The sequence below is a fragment of the Pseudomonas sp. IT-P44 genome (assembly GCF_949768225.1).
GTDB classification, from domain to species: domain Bacteria; phylum Pseudomonadota; class Gammaproteobacteria; order Pseudomonadales; family Pseudomonadaceae; genus Aquipseudomonas; species Aquipseudomonas migulae.
Genome location: NZ_CATKQM010000034.1, coordinates 1 through 26097, shown reverse-complemented (window position 1 = coordinate 26097; position 26097 = coordinate 1). Strand labels below are relative to the sequence as shown.

At 60.5% G+C, this 26097-nt stretch carries 26 protein-coding genes and 1 pseudogene; 15 read left to right on the top strand and 12 right to left on the bottom strand.

What is annotated here, in order from left to right:
- Positions 1–51 precede the first annotated feature (51 nt).
- The 12 genes from hutH (at position 52) to ACM6IO_RS17990 (ending at position 15010) form a co-directional block, all read left to right on the top strand.
- Positions 52–1584 (top strand): histidine ammonia-lyase, encoded by a 1533-nt coding sequence (gene hutH, locus ACM6IO_RS18045; protein ID WP_008025261.1) that lies wholly within the window; start codon positions 52–54, stop codon positions 1582–1584.
- Positions 1585–1671: 87 nt separating this feature from the next.
- A complete protein-coding gene (gene hutI / locus ACM6IO_RS18040; protein ID WP_192226838.1) occupies positions 1672–2877 on the top strand; it encodes an imidazolonepropionase in 1206 nt (401 codons plus the stop codon).
- 10 nt (positions 2878–2887) lie between these two features.
- Entirely contained in the window at positions 2888–3691 is an 804-nt protein-coding gene (gene hutG / locus ACM6IO_RS18035; protein ID WP_414911973.1) for an N-formylglutamate deformylase, read from the top strand.
- Between the two features lie 267 nt (positions 3692–3958).
- Positions 3959–4906, top strand: coding sequence for a choline ABC transporter substrate-binding protein (locus tag ACM6IO_RS18030; protein WP_414911972.1), 948 nt, complete (start codon positions 3959–3961; stop codon positions 4904–4906).
- Between the two features lie 160 nt (positions 4907–5066).
- On the top strand, positions 5067–5996 hold the full coding sequence (locus ACM6IO_RS18025; RefSeq protein WP_192226840.1) for an alpha/beta hydrolase: 930 nt from the start codon (positions 5067–5069) through the stop codon (positions 5994–5996).
- Positions 5997–6100: 104 nt separating this feature from the next.
- Positions 6101–7072 carry a prolyl aminopeptidase gene (gene pip / locus ACM6IO_RS18020; RefSeq protein ID WP_008025251.1) on the top strand — a complete coding sequence of 324 codons (972 nt, stop codon included), beginning with the start codon at positions 6101–6103 and terminating at the stop codon, positions 7070–7072.
- On the top strand, positions 7069–7506 hold the full coding sequence (dtd, locus tag ACM6IO_RS18015) for a D-aminoacyl-tRNA deacylase (protein WP_008025248.1): 438 nt from the start codon (positions 7069–7071) through the stop codon (positions 7504–7506). The genes pip and dtd overlap by 4 nt, the downstream gene beginning before the upstream one ends.
- A 321-nt stretch (positions 7507–7827) precedes the next feature.
- Positions 7828–9645, top strand: a complete 1818-nt coding sequence (locus tag ACM6IO_RS18010; RefSeq protein WP_192226841.1) for a glucan biosynthesis protein G — start codon at positions 7828–7830, stop codon at positions 9643–9645.
- Positions 9638–12208, top strand: a complete 2571-nt coding sequence (mdoH, locus tag ACM6IO_RS18005) for a glucans biosynthesis glucosyltransferase MdoH (protein WP_032832668.1) — start codon at positions 9638–9640, stop codon at positions 12206–12208. The genes ACM6IO_RS18010 and mdoH overlap by 8 nt, the downstream gene beginning before the upstream one ends.
- 189 nt (positions 12209–12397) lie before the next feature.
- Positions 12398–13195, top strand: coding sequence for a transporter substrate-binding domain-containing protein (locus tag ACM6IO_RS18000; protein WP_008025244.1), 798 nt, complete (start codon positions 12398–12400; stop codon positions 13193–13195).
- Positions 13196–13323: 128 nt separating this feature from the next.
- A complete protein-coding gene (locus tag ACM6IO_RS17995) occupies positions 13324–14283 on the top strand; it encodes an amino acid ABC transporter permease (RefSeq protein ID WP_008025242.1) in 960 nt (319 codons plus the stop codon).
- Positions 14276–15010, top strand: a complete 735-nt coding sequence (locus tag ACM6IO_RS17990) for an amino acid ABC transporter ATP-binding protein (protein WP_008025241.1) — start codon at positions 14276–14278, stop codon at positions 15008–15010. The genes ACM6IO_RS17995 and ACM6IO_RS17990 overlap by 8 nt, the downstream gene beginning before the upstream one ends.
- An 86-nt stretch (positions 15011–15096) precedes the next feature.
- On the opposite strand, the gene ACM6IO_RS17985 is transcribed toward ACM6IO_RS17990, so the two are convergent.
- The 11 genes and pseudogenes from ACM6IO_RS17985 to ubiE all read right to left on the bottom strand — a co-directional run bounded on the left by ACM6IO_RS17985 (position 15097) and on the right by ubiE (position 23275).
- Positions 15097–15810, bottom strand: a complete 714-nt coding sequence (locus ACM6IO_RS17985; protein WP_411736712.1) for a methyl-accepting chemotaxis protein — start codon at positions 15808–15810, stop codon at positions 15097–15099.
- Between the two features lie 144 nt (positions 15811–15954).
- Positions 15955–17013: pseudogene (locus ACM6IO_RS17980) on the bottom strand (methyl-accepting chemotaxis protein); the annotation flags it as partial.
- A 204-nt stretch (positions 17014–17217) separates the two neighbouring features.
- Positions 17218–17925 (bottom strand): 16S rRNA (uracil(1498)-N(3))-methyltransferase, encoded by a 708-nt coding sequence (locus tag ACM6IO_RS17975; RefSeq protein ID WP_008041894.1) that lies wholly within the window; start codon positions 17923–17925, stop codon positions 17218–17220.
- On the bottom strand, positions 17922–18716 hold the full coding sequence (gene tatC / locus ACM6IO_RS17970) for a twin-arginine translocase subunit TatC (protein WP_008025235.1): 795 nt from the start codon (positions 18714–18716) through the stop codon (positions 17922–17924). The genes ACM6IO_RS17975 and tatC overlap by 4 nt, the downstream gene beginning before the upstream one ends.
- On the bottom strand, positions 18713–19165 hold the full coding sequence (gene tatB, locus ACM6IO_RS17965) for a Sec-independent protein translocase protein TatB (RefSeq protein ID WP_414911971.1): 453 nt from the start codon (positions 19163–19165) through the stop codon (positions 18713–18715). Before tatB ends, tatC begins: the two co-directional genes overlap by 4 nt.
- A 10-nt stretch (positions 19166–19175) precedes the next feature.
- Positions 19176–19448, bottom strand: a complete 273-nt coding sequence (locus ACM6IO_RS17960) for a twin-arginine translocase TatA/TatE family subunit (protein WP_192226845.1) — start codon at positions 19446–19448, stop codon at positions 19176–19178.
- A gap of 25 nt (positions 19449–19473) precedes the next feature.
- Positions 19474–19806: a phosphoribosyl-ATP diphosphatase gene (locus ACM6IO_RS17955; protein WP_008025232.1), complete on the bottom strand. Its 333-nt coding sequence runs from the start codon at positions 19804–19806 to the stop codon at positions 19474–19476.
- Complete coding sequence (gene hisI, locus ACM6IO_RS17950; RefSeq protein WP_007899278.1) at positions 19799–20200, bottom strand: phosphoribosyl-AMP cyclohydrolase; 402 nt, start codon at positions 20198–20200, stop codon at positions 19799–19801. The genes ACM6IO_RS17955 and hisI overlap by 8 nt, the downstream gene beginning before the upstream one ends.
- A gap of 80 nt (positions 20201–20280) precedes the next feature.
- Positions 20281–21885, bottom strand: a complete 1605-nt coding sequence (ubiB, locus tag ACM6IO_RS17945; RefSeq protein ID WP_008041890.1) for a ubiquinone biosynthesis regulatory protein kinase UbiB — start codon at positions 21883–21885, stop codon at positions 20281–20283.
- On the bottom strand, positions 21882–22505 hold the full coding sequence (locus ACM6IO_RS17940; RefSeq protein WP_008025228.1) for an SCP2 domain-containing protein: 624 nt from the start codon (positions 22503–22505) through the stop codon (positions 21882–21884). The genes ubiB and ACM6IO_RS17940 overlap by 4 nt, the downstream gene beginning before the upstream one ends.
- Positions 22505–23275, bottom strand: coding sequence for a bifunctional demethylmenaquinone methyltransferase/2-methoxy-6-polyprenyl-1,4-benzoquinol methylase UbiE (gene ubiE, locus ACM6IO_RS17935; RefSeq protein WP_007948968.1), 771 nt, complete (start codon positions 23273–23275; stop codon positions 22505–22507). The genes ACM6IO_RS17940 and ubiE overlap by 1 nt, the downstream gene beginning before the upstream one ends.
- 155 nt (positions 23276–23430) lie before the next feature.
- Between ubiE and ACM6IO_RS17930 the strand changes: the two genes are divergently transcribed.
- The 3 genes from ACM6IO_RS17930 (at position 23431) to ACM6IO_RS17920 (ending at position 25236) form a co-directional block, all read left to right on the top strand.
- On the top strand, positions 23431–23706 hold the full coding sequence (locus tag ACM6IO_RS17930) for a polyhydroxyalkanoic acid system family protein (RefSeq protein WP_192226846.1): 276 nt from the start codon (positions 23431–23433) through the stop codon (positions 23704–23706).
- A 248-nt stretch (positions 23707–23954) separates the two neighbouring features.
- On the top strand, positions 23955–24377 hold the full coding sequence (locus ACM6IO_RS17925; RefSeq protein ID WP_008025226.1) for a phasin family protein: 423 nt from the start codon (positions 23955–23957) through the stop codon (positions 24375–24377).
- Positions 24378–24387: 10 nt separating this feature from the next.
- Positions 24388–25236 carry a phasin family protein gene (locus ACM6IO_RS17920; RefSeq protein ID WP_414911970.1) on the top strand — a complete coding sequence of 283 codons (849 nt, stop codon included), beginning with the start codon at positions 24388–24390 and terminating at the stop codon, positions 25234–25236.
- Positions 25237–25435: 199 nt separating this feature from the next.
- On the opposite strand, the gene ACM6IO_RS17915 is transcribed toward ACM6IO_RS17920, so the two are convergent.
- Entirely contained in the window at positions 25436–26056 is a 621-nt protein-coding gene (locus tag ACM6IO_RS17915; RefSeq protein ID WP_008025224.1) for a TetR/AcrR family transcriptional regulator, read from the bottom strand.
- Between the last annotated feature and the right edge of the window lie 41 nt (positions 26057–26097).

The window sequence follows — 26097 nt, the reverse complement described above, 5'->3', positions numbered from 1 at the left end:
GGTGAGTCTTCTTCGTTTATGAAGAATAAAAACTCTCAAAAGGAGCACAAAATGACTGCACTAAACCTGATCCCCGGCCAACTGAGCCTTGCCCAACTGCGTGATGTCTATCAGCAACCGGTCAAAATCACCCTCGATAACAGCGCTGCTGCCCAGATCGAAGCCAGCGTTGCCTGCGTGGAACAGATCCTCGCCGAGAACCGTACCGCTTACGGCATCAACACCGGTTTCGGCCTGCTGGCCTCGACCCGCATCGCCAGCGAAGACCTGGAAAACCTGCAGCGCTCACTGGTGCTGTCCCACGCTGCCGGCGTCGGCGAGCCGATCAGCGACGCGTTGGTGCGTCTGGTCATGGTGCTCAAGGTCAACAGCCTGAGCCGTGGTTTCTCCGGTATTCGTCGCGTGGTCATCGACGCGCTGATCGCCCTGATCAACGCCGAGGTTTACCCGCACATTCCATTGAAAGGTTCGGTCGGTGCTTCCGGCGACCTGGCGCCATTGGCCCACATGTCGCTGGTGCTGCTGGGTGAAGGCAAGGCTCGTTACAAAGGCGAGTGGATGGAAGCGACCGAAGCGCTGAAAGTCGCCGGTCTGACCCCGCTGACCCTGGCCGCGAAAGAAGGCCTGGCGCTGCTCAACGGTACTCAGGTGTCCACCGCTTACGCATTGCGCGGTCTGTTCGAAGGTGAAGATCTGTTCGCGGGCGCCCTGGCCCTGGGCGGCCTGACCGTCGAAGCGGTGCTGGGTTCGCGCTCGCCGTTCGACGCCCGCATCCACGCCGCCCGTGGCCAGAAAGGCCAGATCGACGCCGCTGCCGCTTACCGCGACTTGCTGGGCGAGCGCAGTGAAGTGTCCGATTCGCACGAGAACTGCGAAAAGGTCCAGGACCCGTACTCCCTGCGCTGCCAGCCGCAAGTCATGGGCGCCTGCCTGACCCAGTTCCGTCAGGCTGCCGAAGTCTTGGCCGTCGAAGCCAACGCCGTTTCGGATAACCCACTGGTGTTCGCAGCTGAAGGTGACGTGATCTCTGGCGGTAACTTCCACGCCGAACCTGTCGCGATGGCCGCCGACAACATGGCCCTGGCCATCGCTGAAATCGGCTCGTTGAGCGAACGCCGCATCTCGCTGATGATGGACAAGCACATGTCGCAACTGCCGCCGTTCCTGGTGGCCAATGGCGGCGTGAACTCCGGTTTCATGATCGCCCAGGTGACCGCTGCGGCACTCGCCAGCGAGAACAAGGCGTTGTCCCATCCGCATTCGGTGGACAGCCTGCCGACCTCCGCCAACCAGGAAGACCACGTGTCGATGGCTCCGGCTGCCGGCAAGCGTCTGTGGGAAATGGCGGAAAACACCCGCGGCGTTCTGGCGGTGGAATGGTTGGCCGCGGCTCAAGGCCTTGACCTGCGTGAAGGTCTGAAGACCTCGCCAAAACTGGAAAAGGTTCGGGCGATTCTGCGTAAAGAAGTGCCGTTCTATGAGAAGGACCGCTTCTTTGCGCCGGATATCAATGCGGCTAGCGAGTTGTTGGCGACGCGTTGCCTGAATGAACTGGTGACGGCTAAGTTGCTGCCTAGTCTGTGATGGCTTCTTCGCGGGCAAGCCTCGCTCCTACCTTGTAGGAGCGAGGCTTGCCCGCGAACCGATTTTGAACATTGTGGAGATTACGGGATGAAAACTCTCTGGCAACACTGCCACGTCGCAACCATGGCGCAAGGCGTCTACTCGATCATCGAGGACGCGGCCATCGTGACGTCCGGTGCGCACATTGAGTGGATCGGCCCACGTGCTGAACTGCCGGCGGGTGAATACCCGGCCGTCAACGATTTGAACGGGGCCTGGGTTACGCCGGGCCTGATCGACTGCCACACCCACACGGTGTTTGGCGGTAACCGCAGCGGTGAATTCGAACAGCGTCTGCAAGGCGTCAGCTATGCGGAAATCGCCGCGGCCGGCGGCGGCATCGCCAGCACCGTGCGCGCCACGCGCGCGGCCAGTGAAGACGAGTTGTTCGCCAGCGCCGCCAAGCGGTTGAAGAGTTTGATGCGCGATGGCGTGACCAGCATCGAAATCAAATCCGGCTACGGTCTCGACCTGGCCAACGAACGCAAGATGCTGCGCGTGGCCCGCCGTCTCGGCGCGGAACTGCCGATCAGTGTGCGCAGCACCTGCCTGGCGGCCCACGCCTTGCCGCCGGAATACAAGGATCGCGCCGACGACTACATCGATCACATCTGCGCCGAGATGCTCCCGGCCCTGGCCGCCGAAGGGCTGGTGGATGCGGTGGACGCGTTTTGCGAATACCTGGCGTTTTCGCCGGCACAGGTCGAGCGCGTGTTCGTCACTGCGCAAAAACTGGGCTTGCCGGTGAAGCTGCATGCCGAGCAACTGTCGTCGTTGCACGGTTCGAGCCTGGCGGCGCGTTATCACGCTCTGTCCGCCGATCACCTGGAATTCATGACCGAAGAAGACGCCATCGCCATGGCCGCGTCCGGCACGGTCGCCGTGTTGCTGCCCGGCGCGTTCTACTTCCTGCGCGAAACCCAACTGCCGCCAATGGATGCGTTGCGCAAACACGGGGTGAAAATCGCCATCGCCAGCGACCTCAATCCCGGCACGTCACCGGCGCTGTCGCTGCGCCTGATGCTGAACATGGCTTGCACCTGTTTCCGCATGACCCCGGAAGAAGCCCTGGCCGGTGCGACGATCCATGCCGCCACCGCGCTGGGCATGGCCGATACCCATGGTTCGCTGGAAGCCGGCAAGGTCGCTGACTTCGTCGCCTGGCAAATCGATCGTCCCGCCGACCTGTCGTACTGGCTGGGCGGTGACCTGGAAAAACGCGTCGTGCGTCACGGCGTCGAAACAAGCGTTTAGGAGAGCAGTTGTGGATAAGGTTCTGAACTTCAAACAAGGCCGCGTGCCGCTGCTGATCAGCATGCCCCACGCCGGCGTGCGCCTGACCCCGGCGGTTGAAGCCGGGTTGATCCCCGACGCGAAAAGCTTGCCGGACACCGACTGGCACATCCCGAAACTCTACGAATTCGCTGCCGAACTGGGCGCCAGCACCCTGGCTGCCGAGTACTCGCGCTTCGTCATCGACCTGAACCGCCCGTCCGACGACAAACCTTTGTATGTCGGCGCCACCACCGGTTTGTACCCGGCGACGCTGTTCGACGGCATTCCGTTGTTCCGTGAAGGCATGGAGCCGTCGGCCGCTGAGCGCGCCACGTATCTGGAGCAGGTCTGGACGCCGTATCACAGCACCTTGCAGAACGAGCTGGCGCGTATGAAAGCCGAATTCGGCTATGCATTGCTGTTTGATGCGCACTCGATCCGCTCGATCATCCCGCACCTGTTCGACGGCAAGCTGCCGGACTTCAACCTCGGCACGTTCAACGGCGCCAGTTGCGATCCACAGTTGGCGACTCAACTGGAAGCGATCTGCGCCAGGCACACCGATTACAGCCATGTGCTGAACGGGCGCTTCAAGGGCGGCCACATCACCCGGCACTATGGCAATCCGGCGCAAAACATCCACGCCGTGCAACTGGAGTTGGGCCAGTGCACGTACATGGAAGAGTTCGAGCCGTTCCGTTATCGCCCGGACCTGGCAGAGCCGACGCAAGTGGTGCTCAAGGAGTTGCTGCAAGGGCTGCTGGCCTGGGGCCAAAAACACTACAACGTCTGACCCTGGTGGGAGCGGCGGTGCGACGATTCGACTTGCTCGCGAAGGCGGTGTGTCAGACACCATTGATGTCGACTGACACACCGCTTTCGCGAGCAAGTCGAATCGTCGCACCGCCGCTCCCACAGGTAACGCGTTCACTTTAGTCGCCACCGTGCAAATCTCGGTCGCCACAGTTCGCTTTTACCCTCTCGACGCTGCGTAATGTTCTGGACACGGTGCATCAAGACACCGGATCCATAATAATTCTGCCGCACGAGATCATTCCCAATGAAAAGACTGTTGACCCGCTGTCTCTCAATCCTCTGCGGTACCGCTCTTCTGAGCACCTCTGTCCTGGCCAGTGACGACGCTTCCTGCAAAGCCGTGCGCATGGGCGTGGTCAACTGGACCGACGTCATCGCCACCAGCGGCATGGCCGACGTGCTGCTCAACGGCCTTGGCTACGAAAGCAAGCAAACCAGCGCCGTGCAGCAAATCATCTTCGCCGGTATCCGCGACAAGCGCCTGGACATCTTCCTCGGTTACTGGAAACCGGCGATGGACAAGAACATCGCGCCGTTCCTGGCCGCCAATCAAGTGAAGGTCCTGGAAAAACCGAGCCTGGCCGACGCCCAGGCAACTCTCGCCGTGCCGGAATACGTGGCCGAGGCGGGGCTGAAAACCTTTTCCGATATCGCCAAATTCAAAGACAAGCTCGGTGGCAAAATCTACGGCATCGAGCCGGGCAGTGGCGCCAACACCACGATCAAAACCATGATCGAGTCCAATCAGTTCGGCCTGAAGGATTTCAAACTGATCGAGTCCGGTGAGGCCGGCATGCTTGCCGCCGTGCAACGGGCGGTGAATCGCAAGGAGTTCGTGGTGTTCGTCGGCTGGACTCCGCACCCGATGAACATCAACATGAAAATCGCTTACCTGACCGGCAGCGAAGACGTTTACGGGCCGAACGAAGGCGCGGCGACGGTCTCCACCGTGACGTCCCCGGACTACGCCGAGCGTTGCCCGAACGTGAACCGCTTGCTGGAGAATCTGACCTTCACCGCTGCTCAGGAAAGCCAGCTGATGGTGCCGATCATGGAGCGCAAGACGCCGCAGGACGTGGCCAAGCAGTGGCTGCGTGATCATCCGCAAGACCTGCAGCGCTGGTTGGCCGGTGTCAGCAGTTTTGATGGCAAGGATGGTGTTGCCACCGTACAAGCCAGCCTGAAAAACTGACCATCACCGCAAAACCTGTGGGAGCGGCGGTGCGACGATTCGACTTGCTCGCGAAGAGGGAGTGTCAGTCGACATAAATGTTGCCTGACACTCCCACTTCGCGAGCAAGCCCGCTCCCACAGGGTTATCCCACTGTCCACAAATCCTCGGCAGCAGGCCCATGGCTCCTTACCTTCTTTCCAACGAAATGACGGCATTCGTCGAGAAAACCGTCAGCTTCAATGCCACCGACACCAGCCTCGCCGGACTGCGCCAGGCCTACAGCGAGATGTGCCGGGCGTTCACCCCGCCGCGTCCCGCCGGGCTATACGTGGTGGATTTTGTATTGGCCGGTGTACCGATTCGGTCCTATCAGCCCGCAGCTTTGCCATCGACCGACGGTAGCCCGTGCATTGTGTATCTGCACGGCGGCGGTTGGGTGGTGGGGGATCTGGATTCCCACGACTTCATCTGCGCCGAGCTGGCGTCGACGCTCGGCGTGTTGGTGATCGCGGTCGATTATCGTCTGGCGCCGGAGCATCCGTTTCCAGCGGCGTTCGATGACTGCCTGAAGGTCTGGCGAGCGCTGCGCTCCGGGCCGTTTCAGCTGGACCCCGCGCGTACGCTGGTGGCCGGCGACAGCGCCGGTGGCAATCTCGCCGCCGCGCTGTGCCTGGCACTGCGCGATGCGGGCGAACCACTGCCGGCGGCGCAAGTGCTGATCTATCCCGGCCTCGGTGGCGATCACCGTTTGCCTTCACGCAGTGAATGCAGCGACGCGCCTCTGCTCAGCAGCAGTGACGTGGATTGTTATCACGCCTTGTATTTGCGCGGCACTCAAACGCCTGGCACCTATGCCATGCCGTTGCTCGCCGGGGATTTGCGCGGATTGCCGCCGGCATTGATCGCGGTGGCGCAGTTCGACCCGCTACGCGATGACGGCGTGCTGTACGCCGAGCGCCTGAACGCTGCGGGCGTGGCCGCGACGCTTTATTACGGTGAAGGGCTGGTTCATGGCTGTCTGCGGGCGCGGGGTCAGGTCGCGGAGGTCGATGCGCTCTACGAAACGCTGCTCGGCTATTTGGCAAAAAAACGGGTGGCAAAACTCTGACTCTGCATGGACATGCTCATTGACGTAAATCGGGTTTATGATGCCCAACGGCAGAATAATAGAAGTCCCCCCAGGGATGACCTCGACCCCTTACGGAGCGCGCAATGCAGACTTTGTACCCGCAGATCAAACCCCACGCCCGGCACGATCTGGCTGTCGATGAAACCCACACCCTGTATGTAGACGAAAGCGGTTCACCGGAAGGTTTGCCGGTGGTGTTCATCCACGGCGGCCCCGGTGCCGGGTGTGATGCACAGAGTCGCTGCTTTTTTGATCCGAACCTGTATCGCATTGTCACCTTCGACCAGCGCGGTTGTGGTCGCTCCACGCCCCACGCCAGCCTGGAAAACAACACCACCTGGGATCTGGTCGCCGACCTTGAGCGGATTCGCCAGCATCTGGGCATCGATAAATGGGTGCTGTTCGGCGGCTCGTGGGGCTCGACCCTGGCGCTGGCCTACGCGCAAACCCATCCGGAGCGTGTGCACGGTCTGATCCTGCGCGGGATTTTTCTCTGCCGTCCGCAGGAAATCGAGTGGTTCTATCAGGCGGGCGCCAGTCGTCTGTTCCCTGATTACTGGCAGGACTACATTGCGCCGATCCCACTGGACGAGCGCGAAGACTTGCTCGGCGCTTTCCACAAGCGCCTGACCGGCAACGATCAGATCGCCCAGATGCACGCGGCCAAAGCCTGGTCCACCTGGGAAGGGCGGACCGCGACCTTGCGTCCGAACCCGTTGGTGGTCGATCGTTTCTCCGAGCCGCAACGCGCGTTGTCCATCGCGCGCATCGAATGTCACTACTTCACCAACAATGCGTTCCTTGAGCCGAATCAGTTGATCCGCGACATGGGCAAGATCGCCCATCTGCCGGGCGTGATCGTTCACGGTCGCTACGACGTGATTTGCCCTCTGGATAACGCCTGGGAGCTGCATCAGAACTGGCCGAACAGTGAACTGCAGGTCATCCGTGATGCCGGGCATGCCGCCTCCGAACCCGGCATTACCGATGCCTTGGTACGCGCCGCCGATCAGATGGCCCGGCGCCTGCTCGACCTGTCCCCAGCAGAAGCATGAAGGGCCTGTTGCAGCGCGTGCGTGGCGCGCGCGTCGAGGTAGCGGGGGAGGTGGTCGGTGCCGTCGATCAGGGTTTGCTGGTACTGGTGGCGGTCGAGCCCGAGGACACTCGGGCCAGTGCCGACAAACTTCTGCATAAGCTGCTTAACTATCGTGTGTTCAGTGACGCCGAGGGCAAGATGAATCTGTCCCTGGCGGATGTCGGGGGCGGGTTGCTGCTGGTCTCTCAGTTCACCCTGGCCGCCGACACCAAAAACGGGTTGCGCCCGAGTTTTTCAACCGCTGCCCCTCCGGCGCTGGGCGAGGAGCTTTTCGACTATCTATTAGAGAAAGCGAAACAGGTGCATGGCACAGTGGCATCAGGTAGATTCGGCGCGGATATGCAGGTGCACCTGGTCAATGATGGCCCGGTAACCTTCCTGTTACAGACCTGAAAGCGCTTGAAACAAGTTTTTAAGCGCTTTTTCACTGAAAACAGGGGTTTTTCGCGAGAAATACTTTGTTGCGCCTGATGCGTTGTAACGCGGCCTACTAGATAATCGCGCGCTACGGGGATCAGCGTTCGTTGGTCCGTTTTGACTTAGGTAGAGACTTGTCCTGGGCCTGTTGGGGAATCATTTAGCCCCATAGGAGTCGGAACAATGCTCGCCAACTTGGCAAGAGTGGTTTGTAGGGACGGGTTTTTCATCCCGTTTACCTCACAGGCCCTTTAACTGGCCGTTGGTTTTTTGATCTGTTTTCGGCGAGGGTTGCTCGTGATTGTTAGTCCCTGTAATGCACCAAGATTGTCAGCCAAACGGCTACGAAGCGCACTGGTAGCGGGCTCTGCACTGCTCTGCCTGTTCGGCGCCGGCCAGCTTTGGGCATTCAATCTGGATGATGTATCGGTCAAGGCAAAAGAGCTGGCCGGGCAGAAATTCGAAGCCCCGCGCAGTAACCTGCCGAACGAATTCCGTGAGATGAAATTCGCGGACTATCAGAAAATTCGTTTCCTGACCGAAAAAGCCGAATGGGCCGATCAGAAAACCCCGTTCAAGCTTTCGTTCTATCACCAGGGTATGCATTTCGATACTCCGGTGAAAATCAACGAAATCACGGCCAACACCGTCGAAGAGATCAAATACGACCCGTCTCGTTTCGATTTCGGCGACCTGAAATTCGATCCTAAAGCCACCGAACAACTGGGTTATGCCGGTTTCCGTGTGCTGTACCCGATCAACAAGGCCGACAAGCAAGACGAAATCATGACCATGCTGGGCGCGAGTTACTTCCGCGTTGTCGGCAAGGGTCACACCTATGGCTTGTCCGCTCGCGGCCTGGCAATCGATACCGCGTTGCCGTCCGGCGAAGAATTCCCGCGTTTCCGTGAGTTCTGGATTCAACAGCCGAAGCCGGGCGACAAGCACCTGGTGATCTTCGCGCTGCTGGATTCGCCACGCGCCACCGGTGCCTATCGCCTGACCCTGCGTCCGGGCAGCGACACCATTGTCGACGTCAAGGCGCAGATGTTCCTGCGTGACAAGGTCACCAAGCTTGGCGTTGCGCCGCTGACCAGCATGTTCCTGTTCGGCGCCAACCAGCCGTCGAAAGTGCTGAACTACCGCCGCGAACTGCACGATTCCAGCGGCCTGTCGATCCATGCCGGCAACGGCGAGTGGATCTGGCGTCCGCTGAACAACCCGAAACACCTGGCGGTGAGCAACTTCTCGATCGAGAACCCGCGCGGTTTCGGTTTGCTGCAACGTGGCCGTGACTTCAGCCACTACGAAGACCTCGACGACCGCTACGACAAGCGCCCAAGTGCCTGGATCGAGCCAAAAGGCGATTGGGGCAAGGGTTCTGTCGACCTGGTCGAAATTCCGACTGCCGATGAAACCAACGACAACATCGTTGCCTTCTGGAGCCCGGAAAAACTGCCTGAGCCTGGTCAGCCGCTGGAATTCGGCTACCGCCTGCACTGGACCATGGACGAAGCGGCGATTCACGCACCGGACAGCGCCTGGGTCAAACAGACCTTGCGCTCCACCGGCGACGTCAAGCAGTCCAACCTGATTCGTCAGCCGGACGGCAGCGTTGCCTATCTGGTGGATTTCGAAGGCCCGTCCCTGGCAGCGTTGCCGGCCGATACAGACGTTCGCAGCCAGGTCAGCGTGGGTGATAATGCCGAGCTGGTCGAGAACAGCGTGCGCTACAACCCTGAAACCAAGGGCTGGCGCCTGACCCTGCGCATGAAGATCAAGGATCCGGGCAAGTCCACCGAGATGCGTGCCGCACTGGTGCAGAACATCGTGCCTGCCGATCTGGCCAAGACTTCGATCCCGTCGTCCACCTCTTCCGTTGCCAAGGCCGACAAAGTGGCCGCCAAGCAAGCGGAGAAAGCGGACAAGGACGCGAAGGCCGCCGAGGCCAAGCAGGCCGAAGCCAAGCCAGTTGCAGATGCCAAGGACAAGGCGAACAACAAAGACGCCAAGCAGCCTGTCGCTGCCGACGCGGCCCCAGCCACACCGGAATCGGCACCGACTGAAGAAGTCCTGACCGAGACCTGGAGCTATCAGTTGCCTGCCGATGAGTAATTCTCAAGTTCAGCCAGAAACTCTTGCCGAGTATCTGGCGCATCTGCCGATGACCGACGAGCAGCGCGCGGAACTCGCGGGCTGCAAATCGTTCAGCGAACTTCACGAGCGTCTGTCGTCCTCGACGTTCGATGCACCGGTCGAGGCGGCTCAAGCCTCGGTCGGCCGTCGCTTGACCCTGAGCACCGCTGAAGAGCTGGAAGAGGCGGAAATGCTGGTGCTCGACGCCAGCGGGCGTGTTTGCCTCAAGGCAACCCCGCCGATCCGCCGGACCAAAGTCGTGCCGGAGCCGTGGCGCACCAACATTCTGGTGCGTGGCTGGCGGCGTCTGACCGGTCGCACCAACCCGCCGGCTCCGCCGAAAGACGAGAACGTGCTGCCGGCGGCCCGCTGGCGCACCGTGGGTTCGATCCGCCGTTACATCTTGCTGGTACTGATGCTCGGTCAAACCATCGTTGCCGGCTGGTACATGAAAGGCATCATGCCGTACCAAGGCTGGTCGTTCGTCGACCTCAACGAAGTCCTGCATCAGCCGCTCCTGCAAACCGTCACGCAAGTACTGCCGTACGCGCTGCAGACCACCATCCTGATCATGTTCGGGATTCTGTTCTGCTGGGTCTCGGCCGGTTTCTGGACCGCACTGATGGGCTTCCTCGAGTTGCTCACCGGTCACGATAAATACCGCATCTCCGGTAAAAGTGCCGGCAACGAGCCGATCCCCAAAGACGCGCGCACCGCACTGGTGATGCCGATCTGCAACGAAGACGTGCCACGGGTGTTTGCCGGTCTGCGCGCGACGTTCGAGTCGGTCGCTGCCACAGGTGACCTGGACCGCTTCGACTTCTTCGTCCTCAGCGACAGTAACGATGCCGACATCTGCGTCGCCGAACAGCAGGCCTGGCTGGACGTCTGCCGCGAAGCCAAGGGCTTCGGCAAGATCTTCTATCGCCGCCGTCGCCGTCGCGTAAAACGCAAAAGCGGCAACCTCGACGACTTCTGCCGTCGCTGGGGCGGTGACTACAAGTACATGGTCGTGCTCGACGCTGACTCCGTGATGAGCGGCGAATGCCTGACCAGTCTGGTGCGCCTGATGGAAGCCACGCCGGACGCCGGGATCATCCAGACCGCGCCGCGTGCGTCGGGCATGGACACTCTTTATGCGCGCATGCAGCAATTTGCGACCCGCGTGTATGGTCCGCTGTTCACTGCCGGTCTGCACTTCTGGCAGTTGGGCGAATCGCACTACTGGGGCCACAACGCGATTATCCGCATGAAGCCGTTCATCGAGCACTGCGCCCTGGCGCCGTTGCCCGGTAAAGGCGCGTTCGCCGGCGCGATTCTGTCCCACGACTTCGTTGAAGCCGCGCTGATGCGCCGTGCCGGTTGGGGCGTGTGGATTGCCTACGACTTGCCAGGCAGCTACGAAGAATTGCCGCCGAACCTGCTGGACGAACTCAAGCGTGACCGTCGCTGGTGCCACGGTAACCTGATGAACTTCCGCCTGTTCCTGGTCAAGGGCATGCACCCGGTTCACCGTGCGGTGTTCCTCACCGGCGTGATGTCTTACCTGTCGGCGCCGTTGTGGTTCTTCTTCCTCGTGCTGTCGACGGCGCTGCTGGCGGTCAACACGCTGATGGAGCCGCAGTACTTCCTTGAACCGCGTCAGCTCTACCCGCTGTGGCCACAATGGCACCCGGACAAGGCCATCGCGCTGTTCTCGACCACTATCGTGCTGCTGTTCCTGCCGAAGCTGTTGAGCATCATCCTGATCTGGGCCAAGGGCGCGAAAGAGTTCGGTGGCAAGTTCAAGGTGACCCTGTCGATGCTGCTGGAGATGTTGTTCTCCATGTTGCTGGCGCCGGTGCGGATGATTTTCCACACCCGTTTCGTACTCGCCGCGTTCCTCGGCTGGGCCGCGACCTGGAACTCGCCGCAACGTGACGACGACTCCACGCCATGGAGCGAAGCGGTCAAGCGCCACGGTCCGCAAACCCTGCTGGGCTTCTTCTGGGCCTTGTTGGTGATCTGGCTGAACCCGAGCTTCCTCTGGTGGCTGGTGCCGATTGTCGGTTCGTTGATGCTGTCGATCCCGGTTTCCGTGATCTCCAGCCGTGTCGGCCTGGGCCTGAAGTCCCGTGATGAGAGCCTGTTCCTGATCCCTGAGGAATACAATCCGCCACAGGCGTTGCTGGCAACTGACCAGTACACCCATGAAAACCGTTGGCATGCGCTGAAAGACGGCTTCATCCGGTCGGTGGTCGATCCACAGCAGAACGCTTTGGCGTGCTCGCTGGCGACGTCGCGTCACGGTCAGGCCGAGCCAATCGAATGGCTGCGGATCGAGCGAGTTCGCCATGCATTGAAAGTCGGGCCTGACGGTCTGAACAACAATGAGCGTGTGCAACTGCTGAGCGATCCGGTGGCACTGGCTCGTTTGCATGAGCAGGTCTGGAGCGAAGGTCATCCCGAGTGGCTGGAAGCCTGGCGCAAATCGGTGAAATCCGATCCTCATGCGCCGTTGCTGCCGCTCAAGCCGCTGAGTGCGCAACCGCAGTTGGCATAACAAAGAGAACCCCGCGAAAGCGGGGTTTTTTTTGCCTCATCGTTCCCAAACACTTGTGCAAACGAGCGAGTACGTTAGCATCCGTCCCCGAATTGGTGCGCCCGGATAATTTTTGTCCGTATCGATGCGTTTCCTGAGGGGAGCCGCCGTTTGCGCGCCTCATAACGCACTGGTTTTGGGGACATGAAGATGAAGAAGTATCTCTCGATGCTGCTGGTCGGCGTCACGGCATTGGTTGCAGTCAGCGCGGCGCAGGCCGGTGCCATCGATGACGCGGTCAAGCGCGGCACGCTGAAAGTCGGCATGGACCCGACCTACATGCCATTCGAAATGACCAACAAGCGCGGCGAGATCATCGGCTTCGAAGTCGACATCCTCAAAGCCATGACCAAGGCCATGGGCGTCAAGCTGGAGCTGGTGTCCACCGGCTACGACGGCATTATCCCGGCCCTGCTCACCGACAAGTTCGACATGATCGGCAGCGGCATGACCCTGACCCAGGAACGCAACCTGCGCCTGAACTTCAGCGAACCGTTCATCGTGGTCGGCCAGACGCTGCTGATTCGCAAAGAGCTGGAAGGCACCATCAAGTCCTACAAAGACCTGAACACCGCCGACTACCGCATCACCTCCAAGCTCGGCACCACCGGTGAGATGGTCGCCAAGAAGCTGATCTCCAAAGCCAAGTACCACGGCTACGACAACGAGCAGGAAGCAGTGCTCGACGTGGTCAACGGCAAGGCCGACGCCTTTATCTATGACGCGCCTTACAACGTCGTGGCGGTGAACAAGGTCGGCAACGGCAAACTGGTGTTCCTCGACAAGCCGTTCACCTACGAGCCGCTGGCCTTTGGTCTGAAGAAGGGTGACTACGACAGCATCAACTTCATCAACAACTTCCTGCACCAGATCCACGAAGACGGCACCTACGATCGCATCCATGACAAGTGGTTCAAAGACACCGCTTGGTTGAAGGATATGGAATAAGGCCCGGTCAGATAGACCGCGTCGCTCCCATTCGCGGGCAAGCCTCGCTCCTACAGGATATGACTTTGTAGGAGCGAGGCTTGCCCGCGAAGGCGGCCTCCCTGGCGACATAGAATCCGGAACCTGCAATGAAACAGAAAAAAGCCCAATGGCCCTGGCACGTGTTGACCGTGCTGGTGCTGATCGGCCTGGCCGGCGCGTTGTATTACGCCACCTCGCTGATGTCCTACGAATGGCGCTGGAACCGCGTCCCGCAGTACTTCGCCTACCACGCCGAAGAGTCCCAACGCGCCGCCGACATCTCCACCGTCAGCGAGCTGGTGCGCAAAGGCGACAAGGCTGAAGTCACGTTGCGCAACGACGCGGGTGACGAGCAGCGCGTGACCGTCGACGACAACAGCCTGCAAGTCGCCCAGGGCGATGATGTGGCCGAAGGCGACGTGATCGGCGTGACTCGCCATTGGGCCGCCGGACCGCTGATGTGGGGTCTCTGGACCACCTTGTGGTTGTCCGTGGTGTCTGGCGTGCTCGGCTTGCTGATCGGCCTCGCCACGGGCTTGTGCCGTCTCTCGAACAATCCGACCCTGCGCGACCTCTCGACGATTTACGTCGAACTGGTGCGCGGTACGCCGCTGCTGGTGCAGATTTTCATTTTCTACTTCTTCATCGGCACCGTGATGAACCTGTCCCGGGAGTTTGCCGGGATCGCTGCGCTGTCGCTGTTCACCGGTGCCTACGTGGCGGAAATCATCCGCTCCGGCGTGCAATCCATCGCCCGAGGCCAGAACGAAGCTGCGCGTTCCCTGGGCTTGAGCGCGGGTCAGTCGATGCGCCACGTGGTGCTGCCGCAAGCGTTCAAGCGCGTGCTGCCGCCGCTCGCCGGGCAGTTCATCAGCCTGGTCAAGGACACCTCGCTGGTGTCGGTGATTGCGATTACCGAGCTGTTGAAAAGCGGTCGCGAAGTGATCACCACCTCGTTTTCGCCATTCGAAATCCTGTTCTGCGTGGCTGGCCTGTATTTGTTGATCAACCTGCCGCTGTCGAAAATCGCCAGCCGGCTTGAGCGGAGGCTCGCGCAAAGTGATTGAAGTCCGCGATCTGGTAAAAGTCTTCGACACTCGCGGCCACGTGGTGCGCGCGGTGGATAACGTCTCCACCCAGGTGGCGAAGGGCGAAGTATTGGTGGTGATCGGTCCGTCCGGCTCCGGCAAATCGACCTTCCTGCGCTGTCTCAATGGCCTGGAAGAGTTCGACTCGGGCTCGGTGAGCATCGACGGCCTGCAACTGGCCGATCCGAAAACCGACGTGAATGCCTACCGCCGCGAAGTCGGCATGGTGTTCCAGCATTTCAACCTGTTCCCGCACATGACCGTGCTGGAGAACCTCTGCCTCGCCCAGAAAGTCGTGCGCAAACGCGGCAAGAAGGAGCGTGAAGCCAAGGCCTTGGCATTGCTGGAAAAGGTTGGCATTGCGCAGAAGGCCAACGAGTTTCCGTCACGCCTGTCCGGCGGTCAGCAGCAGCGCGTGGCGATTGCACGGGCATTGGCCATGGAGCCGAAGGTCATGCTGTTCGATGAGCCGACTTCGGCGCTCGATCCGGAAATGGTCGGCGAAGTGCTGGATGTGATGAAAACCCTGGCCGTGGAAGGCATGACCATGGTCTGCGTGACCCACGAAATGGGCTTTGCGCGGGAAGTAGCGGATCGGGTGCTGTTTTTCGATCACGGCAAATTGCTGGAAGACGCCTCGCCAGCCGAGTTCTTCGATGCGCCGAAGGATCCGCGGGCGCAGGCCTTCCTTCGTCAGGTCCTCTGACGCCTTCGCGGGCAAGCCTCGCTCCTACAGGGATCTGCGATTAACTGTAGGAGCGAGGCTTGCCCGCGAAGGGGGGCGACTCGGTTTTAAACCTTGAACCTGCCCACCAGCATCTGCAAATGCGTCCCCAGCCGCGCCAGCTCAACGCTGGACGCCGCGGTCTCTTCACTGGCTGCCGAGGTCTGCTCGGACACATCGCGCACGTTCAGCACGCTGCGATTGATCTCTTCCGCCACCGCGCTTTGCTGTTCGGCAGCGGCGGCAATCTGCTGGTTCATCGACTGAATCGCCGACACGGTGCGGGTGATGCTTTCCAGCGAGCCACCGGCGCGGCGGGTCAGTTCGACGCTGCTGTCGGTCAGGGTGCGGCTGTTGTCCATGATGGTCGCGACTTGCTGGGTGCCGCTCTGCAGGCCGACGATCAGCTCTTCGATTTCTTCGGTGGACTTCTGGGTGCGCTGCGCCAGGCTGCGGACTTCGTCGGCGACCACCGCAAAACCACGTCCGGCTTCACCGGCGCGAGCAGCTTCAATGGCTGCGTTGAGCGCCAGCAGGTTGGTTTGCTGAGCCACGGATTTGATCACGTCGAGCACACTGCCGATCTTGTCGCTTTCGCGTTTGAGATGCCCCATGGCGTCGGTGGAGTTGCCGACTTCCTTGGCCAGGCGTTCGATTTGAGCGATGGCTTCGCCGACCACCTTGTCGCCTTCGCGGGCCTGCTGATCGGCGGCGAGCGCAGCTTCGGAGGCTTCTTCGGCGTTACGTGCGACTTCCTGCACCGTGGCGGTCATTTCGTTCATCGCGGTCGCCACCTGGTCGGTCTCGACCTTCTGGCTGTTGACGCCGGCGCTGGTCTGCTCGGTGACTGCGGACAGTTCTTCAGCGGCGCTGGCGATTTGCGTGACGCCATCGCTGATGCCGCCGATCAATTCGCGCAGGCCCAGGGTCATGCTTTGTATCGCGCGCTGGAGCTGACCGAGTTCGTCCTGACGCTCGGAAACGAGGTTCTGGGTCAGGTCGCCGGCGGCGATGCGCTCGGCGACTTTCAGCGTCTGGCCCAGCGGAACGACGATCTGCCGGGTGATCGCCCATGCCGCGAACAGGCCGAAGACCAGCGCCAGGGCGGTGGCCAGCAACAGCATGTTCTTGGCGTGTGCGGCGTCAGTGTCGCGGATGATGGTTTGCGAGGCAGTTAGCTTTTTGCTGACGTCGAACAGGATGTCGCCTTGAGCGGCCATGCGTTTCAACGCGGCGGCGCTGGCGACCTGGGAGTCACGGAACTGGCTGACGGCGGCGCGGTAGGCTTTGAGTGAATCGCTGGCCTGTTGCAGGTTGGCGATGTGCTGTTCCGGCAATCTGGACGGCAGGCTTTCGAGGTTTTTCAACGCATTGTCGATGGCGTCCAGCGCCGGTTGTTCGGCTTCGGTCTTGCCGCTGTAGGTATAGCCGCGCACCTGGAAGCGAGCTTGCTGGATCAGTTTGCTCAGGTCGATAACGCTGTTGAAATCGGCGACGCTGTCGCCTTGCAGCAAGGATTTCTCGACTTCACCCACGCGCGCCACGGCGTTATCGGCCGTGGCGCCGAGTTTGCTGCGAGCATCTTCGCGGTTGGCGCCGGCCTGGGTCATGGCGGCGAAGGCTTGTTTGTACTCGCTGACTGCGGCCAGTTGCTGATCGACCATGGCTGCGTCGGCAGGTTGCTCGATCAGTGTGCGGGCGGTTTTCAAACCGGTGTCGAGTTGGCCGAGCAGGTCGTTGACGGCGCCAGGGCCTTGTTCGCCACGACGCATTTCGTAGTCCAGACGGGCCAGGCGCAGGTCTTTGGTCAGTTCATTGAGACTGGCAATAAACCCGAGCTTGTCGCCGCGATTCACCACGTCACTCAGGCCGGTCCAGCCCGTGACGGTGATCAACAATGTCAGCAGCAGCACCAGACCGAAGCCGACACCCAGTTTGCGATTGACGCTGACGTTCCCCAGTTTTTCGGCTAGCCATCGGTACATGCTGCAACTCCCACGGACCACAAGTTGGTTTTATGGGAACTGTATCGGCAGGCGTGTGGGGATCTGTAGGCGCTACCTGATGCATGGACGAATGAGGACCTGTGGGAGCGGGCTTGCTCGCGAAAGCGATGCATCAGTTACTTCAATGTCGTCTGACACGCCGCTTTCGCGAGCAAGCCCGCTCCCACAGAGATGGTGGTGTGTTTAGAAGAGGCGGGCGAGCAGCGCGGTGACGGCGGTCTCGACGCGCAGGATGCGCTCGCCGAGCTGCACCGGTTGCAGGCCGGACTTGGCCAGCAGGTCGATTTCGTAGGGGATCCAGCCGCCTTCCGGGCCGATGGCCAACGTGACCTGCTCGTCGAGGCCGCGGGGGCAGGGCGGGTAGTTGCCCGGATGGCCGACCAGGCCAAGGGTGCCTTCGGCAATCGCTGGCAGTCGATCTTCGACAAACGGCTTGAAGCGCTTCTCGATGACAATTTCAGGCAACACGCTGTCCCGAGCCTGTTCGAGGCCGAGGATCAGTTGTTCGCGAATCGCTTCCGGTTCCAGGAACGGGGTCTGCCAGAAGCTTTTCTCGACGCGATAGCTGTTCACCAGCACGATCCGTGGCACACCCATGGCCGCCACGGTCTGAAACACCCGGCGCAGCATTTTTGGACGTGGCAGGGCCAGCACCAGAGTCAGCGGCAGCTTGGCCGGTGGCGGTTGGTCGAGGGTGACGCGCAGTTCGGCTTCATCGGCGTCCAGGCGCAGCACTTCGGCCGAGCCCATCAGGCCGCCGATACGCCCGACACGCATGCTGTCGCCCACTTCACAACGGTGGACTTCCTGCATGTGCGTCAACCGGCGATCACGCAGGATCGCCCGGTCGGCCGCAATGAAATCGGCCTCTTCGAGGAGCAGCAGGTTCACGCTTGGGTCGCTGGCGGCTGGTCGTTGTGATCGTCAACCGGTTGGTCGTCCGGATGGTCGCCGCGCTTGCTGATCAGGCCACCGAACAGGATGCCGATTTCAAACAGCAGCCACATCGGTACGGCCAGCAGCGTCTGCGAGAAGATGTCCGGTGGCGTCAGGATCATGCCGACCACGAAGCAGCCGATGATCACGTACGGGCGGATTTTCTTCAGGTATTTGACGTCGACCACGCCGATCCACACCAGCAGCACCACGGCCACCGGAATCTCGAACGCCACGCCGAAGGCGAAGAACAGCGTCATGACGAAATCGAGGTAGCTGCTGATGTCGGTCATCATCTCCACGCCGGCCGGGGTGGCGGCGGCGAAGAATTTGAATATCAGCGGGAATACCAGGTAATAGGCGAATGCCATGCCGGCGTAGAACAGCATGATGCTCGATACCAGCAACGGCACCGCGATGCGTTTTTCATGCTTGTACAGGCCCGGCGCAATGAAACCCCAGATCTGATGCAGGATCACCGGGATCGCCAGGAACAGCGACACCATCATGGTCAGCTTCAGTGGCGTCAGGAACGGCGACGACACGTCGGTGGCGATCATCGTCGCGCCCACTGGCAGATACTGGCGCAGCGGCGTGGAGACGAAGGTGTAGATCTGCTGGGTGAACGCAAACAGCCCGGCGAAGATGATGAAGATCGCCGCTACGCAGCGCAGCAGACGGGTACGCAACTCGGTGAGGTGCGAAACCAGCGGCATGTGCTGGTCGTTTTCTGGGAGATCGCTCATGAGGCTCGCGGCGGCAAAGTGGTGTCGTGAGGAGCCGGCGTTGTCGGCACGGCGGCAGGAGCAACGGGTTCTGCATGCGCCACGACCGGCGCCGCTTCAACCGCTTTCACGGTTTCCGTCGGCGCAGCAGCAGGCGCGGATTCTGTCGTCGATGCATGGATCGTCTGCTCCGCCACCGGCTGAACCGGAGTGGCTTCCTGCTGGGTCGGCGTGAAAATCTTCCGCGCCTCCTGTTCCAGCGACAGAATGTGCTCGTTGTGCAGTTGCCGACGAATCTCGTCGGCACCGATTTCACGCTCAACTTCCTGTTTGATCGCATTGAAGCTGCGCTTCAGGCGACCGACCCACAGGCCGGCGGTGCGCGCAGCACCCGGCAGACGCTCGGGGCCCAGCACCAGCAGGGCCACGAGGCCGACGAGCAGCAGTTCAGAGAAGCTGATACCAAACATTAGTCAGTGCTCACACGTCTTTGCGGATCGGCTCTTCGACTTTTTGCGCCTGCACGTCGATGGTGTGCGGCTGGTTCACGGACTGGGTGGTCTGTGGCTGAGCAGGCGGAACCGGTTGGGCCGCTGCCGGATCGGCCGGTTTTTCGTCGTCGTTCATGGCTTTCTTGAAGCCCTTGATCGATTCGCCGACGTCAGTGCCGAGGTTTTTCAGTTTCTTGGTGCCGAACACCAGCACGACAACAACCAGGATGACGATCCAGTGTTTCCAGTCAAAAATGCCCATGTTGCTGCTCCTCTCTAATAGTTGTTCAGGCGGACGGGCGCGAGGCTTTCTCTGCGTGTCCGGACAGACCGAAACGACGGTCCAGTTCATCGAGTACAGCCTGTGGATGCTGCCCCAGTTGGGCGAGCATGACCATGCTGTGGAACCACAAATCGGCGGTCTCGTAGATCACATCGCTGCAGTCGCCGCTGATGGCGGCATCCTTGGCGGCAATGATGGTTTCGACCGACTCTTCGCCGACCTTTTCCAGAATCTTGTTCAAGCCCTTGTGGTACAGGCTGGCGACGTACGAGCTGTCGGCGGCGGCGCCTTTGCGCGCTTCCAGTACCTCGGCCAGTCGGGTCAGAGTGTCACTCATGTGTGTGTCCTGCGGAATAGATGGCGTGCGGGTCTTTGAGGACCGGGTCGACGGTTTTCCAGTCGCCGTTCTCGAAGACGCGATAGAAGCAGCTCTGCCGACCGGTATGGCAGGCGATGTCGCCGATCTGCTCGACCATCAGGATGATCACGTCGGCGTCGCAGTCCAGGCGCATCTCATGCAGGGTCTGCACGTGGCCGGACTCTTCGCCCTTGCGCCACAACTTGCCACGGGAACGTGACCAGTAGATGGCGCGGTTTTCGGCAGCGGTCAGTTCCAGCGCTTCGCGGTTCATCCAGGCCATCATCAGGACGCGCCCGGTCTTGTGATCCTGGGCGATTGCCGGCACCAGGCCGTCGGCGTCCCACTTGATCTCGTCCAGCCAGTTTTTCATCTTCGACTCCGACAGCGGGCTCCGCACTACATGAGCAGAGTCCAACGTTCAAACAGTGTGCCAGTGGATCACACAACTGGCTATCGGCGAACGACCAGATACAAGCCGACGGCCATCATGATTCCTGCCGGCCAGTAGGCCAGTTCGTTCAACGGCCCGCCCATGGCCAGTATTGCGCCGCCGGCCAGGTGCGCGGTACCGAGCAGGCGCAGGAACCAGTCGTCCCGGCGTCGATGCCACGATGGCGGCGGGTCGTAAGCGTGGGGCTGCGACATGCGTTCGAGCAGATCGCGCGCCATGTTGGCCAGGTGCGGCAGTTGTTCGAACTGGTTCTGCACGTTGCCGAGCAAGGCTTTGGGGCTGACGCGCTCGCGCATCCAGCGTTCGAGGAACGGCTGGGCGGTGTTCCACAGATCGAGGTCCGGGTACAGCTGACGGCCCAGGCCTTCGATGTTCAACAGGGTTTTTTGCAGCAAAACGAGTTGTGGCTGCACTTCCATGTTGAAGCGTCGAGCGGTCTGGAACAGGCGCATCAGCACCTGACCGAAGGAAATATCTTTTAACGGTTTTTCGAAGATCGGCTCGCAAACGGTACGGATCGCCGCTTCGAATTCGTTGAGTTTGGTTTCCGCCGGTACCCAGCCCGAGTCGATGTGCAGTTGCGCCACACGCCGGTAATCGCGCTTGAAGAACGCGAACAGGTTGCGCGCCAGATAATCCTGGTCTTCGGGGGTCAGGCTGCCGACGATGCCGCAGTCGATCGCAATGTACTGCGGGCTCCACGGGTTGACGGTGCTGACGAAGATGTTGCCCGGGTGCATGTCGGCGTGGAAGAAACTGTCGCGGAACACCTGGGTGAAGAAGATCTCGACGCCGCGCTCGGCGAGCATTTTCATGTCGGTGCGCTGGTCGGCCAGGGTTGCGAGGTCGGTGACCTGAATGCCGTAGATGCGCTCCATCACCAGCACTTTCGGCCGGCACCAGTCCCAATAGACTTGTGGCACGTACAGCAGCGGCGAACCGTCGAAATTACGCTTCAACTGGCTGGCGTTGGCCGCCTCGCGCAACAGGTCGAGTTCGTCGTAGATGGTTTTTTCGTAGTCGCTGACCACGTCCACCGGGTGCAGCAGACGCGCGTCGGCGGAGAGTTTTTCCGCTGCGCGGGCGAGGATGAACAACCACGCCAGGTCTTGCGCGATGATCGGTTTCAGGCCGGGGCGGATGACTTTGACGACGACTTCTTCACCGGTTTTCAACTGCGCGGCGTGCACCTGCGCCACCGAAGCCGAGGCCAGCGGTTCGACGTCGAAACGGCTGAACACTTCACTGATCTTTTTGCCGAGCTGTTCTTCGATCAGCTTGACCGACACTTGCGAATCGAACGGCGGCACGCGGTCCTGCAGCTTCATCAGCTCATCGGCGATGTCTTCCGGCAGCAGGTCGCGGCGGGTGGACAGGATCTGCCCGAACTTGATGAAAATCGGCCCCAGGTCCTGCAGCGCCAGGCGCAATCGCGCGCCACGGCTCAGGTCCAGCGGCTTGCGCGGGAACCAGCGCCACGGCAACGCGTAGCGCAGCGCCAGCAGAAACCACGGCAGCGGCAGGGCGAACAGCAGGTCATCGAGGCGGTAGCGAATCACAACGCGCTGGATGCGCAACAAACGGCGGACGGCAAGCAGCTTCATGCGTTATCGCTTGGGTCGAGGGATCGGGAAAGGCGCTCGAAACGCGCCTCGAGACGTTCCAGATCGAGTTTGATCTGGTCCAGTTCACTGAATCGGGCTTCGGCTTCGCGCTGACCGACGAGGGTGCGCGATTCTTCGGCCAGGTATTCGCCCAGGTTCTGACCCAGGCTGGCAAATCCTTGCTGATACCAGCGTGCGCGACTGCGCAGGTGACCGCCGACCAGTTGCGTGGCCACAGGTCCCAGCCAGCGCGAAAGTTCGTATTCCCAGTCCAGCTCCAGGTCCTGGAGGATCGCGGCCAGTTCCAGCAGCACGCCGCTGTCGCCGTCTAGTTCGACTTCAGGGGCATGCAAAACGGAGGTCTTGTCCTTGCTCATCGCCAGTTTCAACAGGCTGGAAGCCGGTGCACGCAAGGTGCAGTCGGCGCCGGTTTCCCAGTGGGTCGCCAGCATCAAGCCTTCGTCGCTGGGCAGGATGAACAGTTGCAGTGCCGGGCTGCGGCAATCGACGGCAATCACCCGGCCGCTCAAATGCGCCAGCCGCGGCAGCGCCGTGCTGTCGAGACGCAGCACCCGGTTCAGGCCGAGTTCAATGCTGGCGAGCAGACCGGCCAGCAACATCAGGGTTTGATGCCACGGTGCAGGGCCACGATGCCTGCGGTCATGTTGTGGTAGGTCACGCGGTCGAAACCGGCCTCGACCATCATCGACTTCAGTGTTTCCTGGTTCGGGTGCATGCGGATCGATTCGGCCAGGTAGCGATAGCTTTCCGAGTCGTTGGTGATCAGCTTGCCCATCAGCGGCATGAAGGCGAACGAGTAGGCGTCGTAGGCTTTGGACATCAGCGCGTTGGTTGGCTTGGAGAATTCCAGCACCAGCAAACGGCCGCCCGGCTTGAGTACGCGCAGCATCGAGCGCAGGGCGTCTTCTTTATGCGTCACGTTACGCAGGCCGAATGCGATGGTCACGCAGTCGAAATGGTTGTCCGGGAACGGCAGCTTTTCAGCGTCGGCCTGAACGAACTCGACGTTGCCGGCCACACCCAGGTCCAGCAGGCGGTCACGACCGACCTTGAGCATGGATTCGTTGATGTCGGCCAACACCACCTGGCCGGTCGGGCCAACGAGGTGCGAGAATTTTTTGGTCAGGTCGCCGGTGCCGCCGGCAATGTCCAGCACGCGGTTGCCGGTGCGAACGCCCGACAGCTCGATCGCAAAACGCTTCCACAAACGGTGCATGCCGCCCGACAGGAGGTCGTTCATCAAGTCGTACTTGGCGGCTACCGAGTGGAAAACCTCAGCGACTTTTTCCGCTTTTTGGCTTTCCGGAACGTTTTTGAAACCGAAGTGCGTGGTGGGTTCGGCATCGCTGCCTTTGCGCTGATCAGTCATATCGCTGTCACCAGAAGAGAATGCGGGACATTCTAATCCCGGTGGCCTGCTTTGTCTTGGCAAGGCTGAAGGTAAGATGTAGAACCGCCGGGACGTTTTGCCGCAGGCGCGGTCAAGATGCTTCAGGAAAGTATTCATAAAGCAGGAGTCATTCGATGGCCCGTATTAGTGTTGAACGTGCCCACGGCCTGGGCAAGGAAGCGGCCCGCGAGAAGGCCGACCAGTTGGCGCAGAAACTGTCCGATCAATATGGCCTGGAGCCGCAGTGGTCCGGCGACACCCTGAACCTCAAGCGTTCCGGGGTGAAAGGCGCGGTGCATGTTGCTGAGGATTCGATTCGCGTTGATGTGGAATTGGGCCTGATGATGTCGGCCATGAGCGGCATGATCAAATCGGAAATCGAAAAGGCCCTCGATAAAGCCCTCGCGTAAATCCGATTGTTCCCTTGGAATACGATCATGTGGGAGCGGGCTTGCTCGCGAATGCAGCCTGTCAGTTAACTGAGATGTCGACTGGCACGACGCTTTCGCGAGCAAGCCCGCTCCCACATTTGTTTGTGGTGAATCCAAAGGTTTATGTCAGTTGTTAGGGTGCCGTTTCTAATTTTTCTCCCTACTTTGTGCATGAGCCCGACACTTTCGCGGGCAGTTCCTCAAACCTTCTGCGCGTGAGGTGCACCATGGCCAAAGTTATTTTGAAGAAAAAAATCGACGCTTCGACAACCGCTCTGAGCGACGTCAAATCCTATGCCCGCAAGATCTGGCTGGCAGGCCTGGGTGCCTACGCCAAGGTCGGCCAAGAGGGCAGCGATTACTTTCAAGAGTTGATCAAGGCTGGTCAAACTGTTGAAAAGAAAGGCAAAAAGGTAGTTGCCGAGAAACTTGAAGCAGCTAACGCCGAGATTGATGAAGCCAAGAGTGAAGTAAGCACTTTCAAAGGCAAGGTCGAAGTTCAACTCGACAAGGTCGAGAAGGCTTTTGACTCGCGTGTCGCAAGTACCTTGAATCGTATTGGCATTCCGTCTAAACATGACGTTGAGGCACTCTCTGCTAAGCTCGATGAGCTGACGGCATTGCTCGAACGCGTCGCGCGTAAATCTTAAGGAGAACGGGATGGCTGGTAAAAAGAACACCGAAAAAGAAGGCAGCTCGTGGATCGGGAAAGTCGAAGACTACTCCCGCAAAATCTGGCTTGCTGGTTTAGGCGTGTACTCGAAGATCGACACTGACGGCAGCAAGCTCTTCGATACATTGGTCAAAGACGGCGAGAAAGCCGAGAAGCTAACCAAGAGCGCTGTCGGCAAGAAAGTCGATGCCGCCAAGGACTCCGCTACCTCTGCCAAATCGCGCATCACTGGCGTGAAAGATCGTGCGCTGGGCAAGTGGGATGAGCTGGAAGGGGCTTTCGACAAGCGCCTGAACAGCGCCATTTCGCGCCTGGGTGTCCCGAGCCGCAACGAAGTGAAAGCGCTGCACAGCAAGGTCGATACCCTGACCAAGCAAATCGAAAAACTCACCGGTGCCAAGGTTGCGCCTGTTGCGGCGAAAACCGCAGCAGCCAAACCAGCGGCGAAAACCGCTGCCAAGCCACTGGCAAAAGCTGCCGCTAAACCGGCTGCAAAACCCGCCGCGAAAGCAGCGGCTAAGCCGGCTGCCAAAACGGCCGCAGCAAAACCTGCCGCAGCCAAGCCAGCAGCGAAGCCGGTTGCCGCCAAAGCCGTCGCTAAACCGGCTGCTAAACCTGCAGCAGCCAAGCCTGCGGCAAAACCTGCCGCCGCGAAAAAACCAGCAGTGAAAAAACCGGCAGCGCCGAAAGCTGCTGCTCCAAAACCAGCAGTGGCTGCCGCCAAACCGGCAACCCCGTCGACTCCGGTGAGCAGCTCGAACTCTGCTACCGCGCCGACCCCTGCTGTAACCCCGACTGCCGCGCCAGCTCCATCGACGCCAACCAGTCAGTCCTGATTTCAGGGCTCAAAAAAACGCCCGGCCTGCAAAGGTCGGGCGTTTTTGTTTGTGCACGGTTCTGTAAACAGCGCATTACCCCTTGTGGGAGCGGGCTTGCTCGCGAATGCGGTGTGTCAGACACATCAATGCTGAATGATACACCGCATTCGCGAGCAAGCCCGCTCCCACAGTGAAATGTGTTTACCCAGTGACATTGTCACTCGTGTTCTTCGAGGTATTGGAGTGCCAGTTGCTCCGTCGCCACCTTGATCGGCGGCAGCAGATGCGGCGCCACCAGCATCATGATCTGATACACCACCAGCCTTACCTCTCCTTCGCGATCCAGAATCCGCTGGTAATCCAGCGAAAACAGCAGCGTCATGGTGATCTGTTCCACCAACTGCCCCAACGCCTGAGTGTCGCTGACCAAGTGCCCTTGAGCCTTCAATCGCGCCAGCAATGAAGCCAGTGTGCGCTTCAGCGCATTGAGCAGGTTGCGAATCCCCTTGGCCAGTTTCGGCAGGCGCCCGGCGAGGTTCGACAGGTCCTGAAAGAGAAACCGATAGTGCGACAGGCGCTCGACGATCAGGTGCAGGAACAGCCAGTAATCTTCCGGTGCCAATTCCACATCGGACGGTGGATCGAGCAGCGGCGCGAGCTCCGCCTGGAAGCGCTCGAACAGCCCGAGAATCAGCGGTTCCTTGCCGTGAAAGTGGTAGTAGAGGTTGCCCGGGCTGATGCCCATTTCGTTGGCAACTTCCATGGTGGAGACGTTCGGTTCGCCCTTCTGATTGAACAACTGCAGGGCACATTCGAGGATCCGGTCGCGGGTTTTCATCCAGTCTTCTTAATGTTCAGGTCCTGCCGCGCTTAAACCCT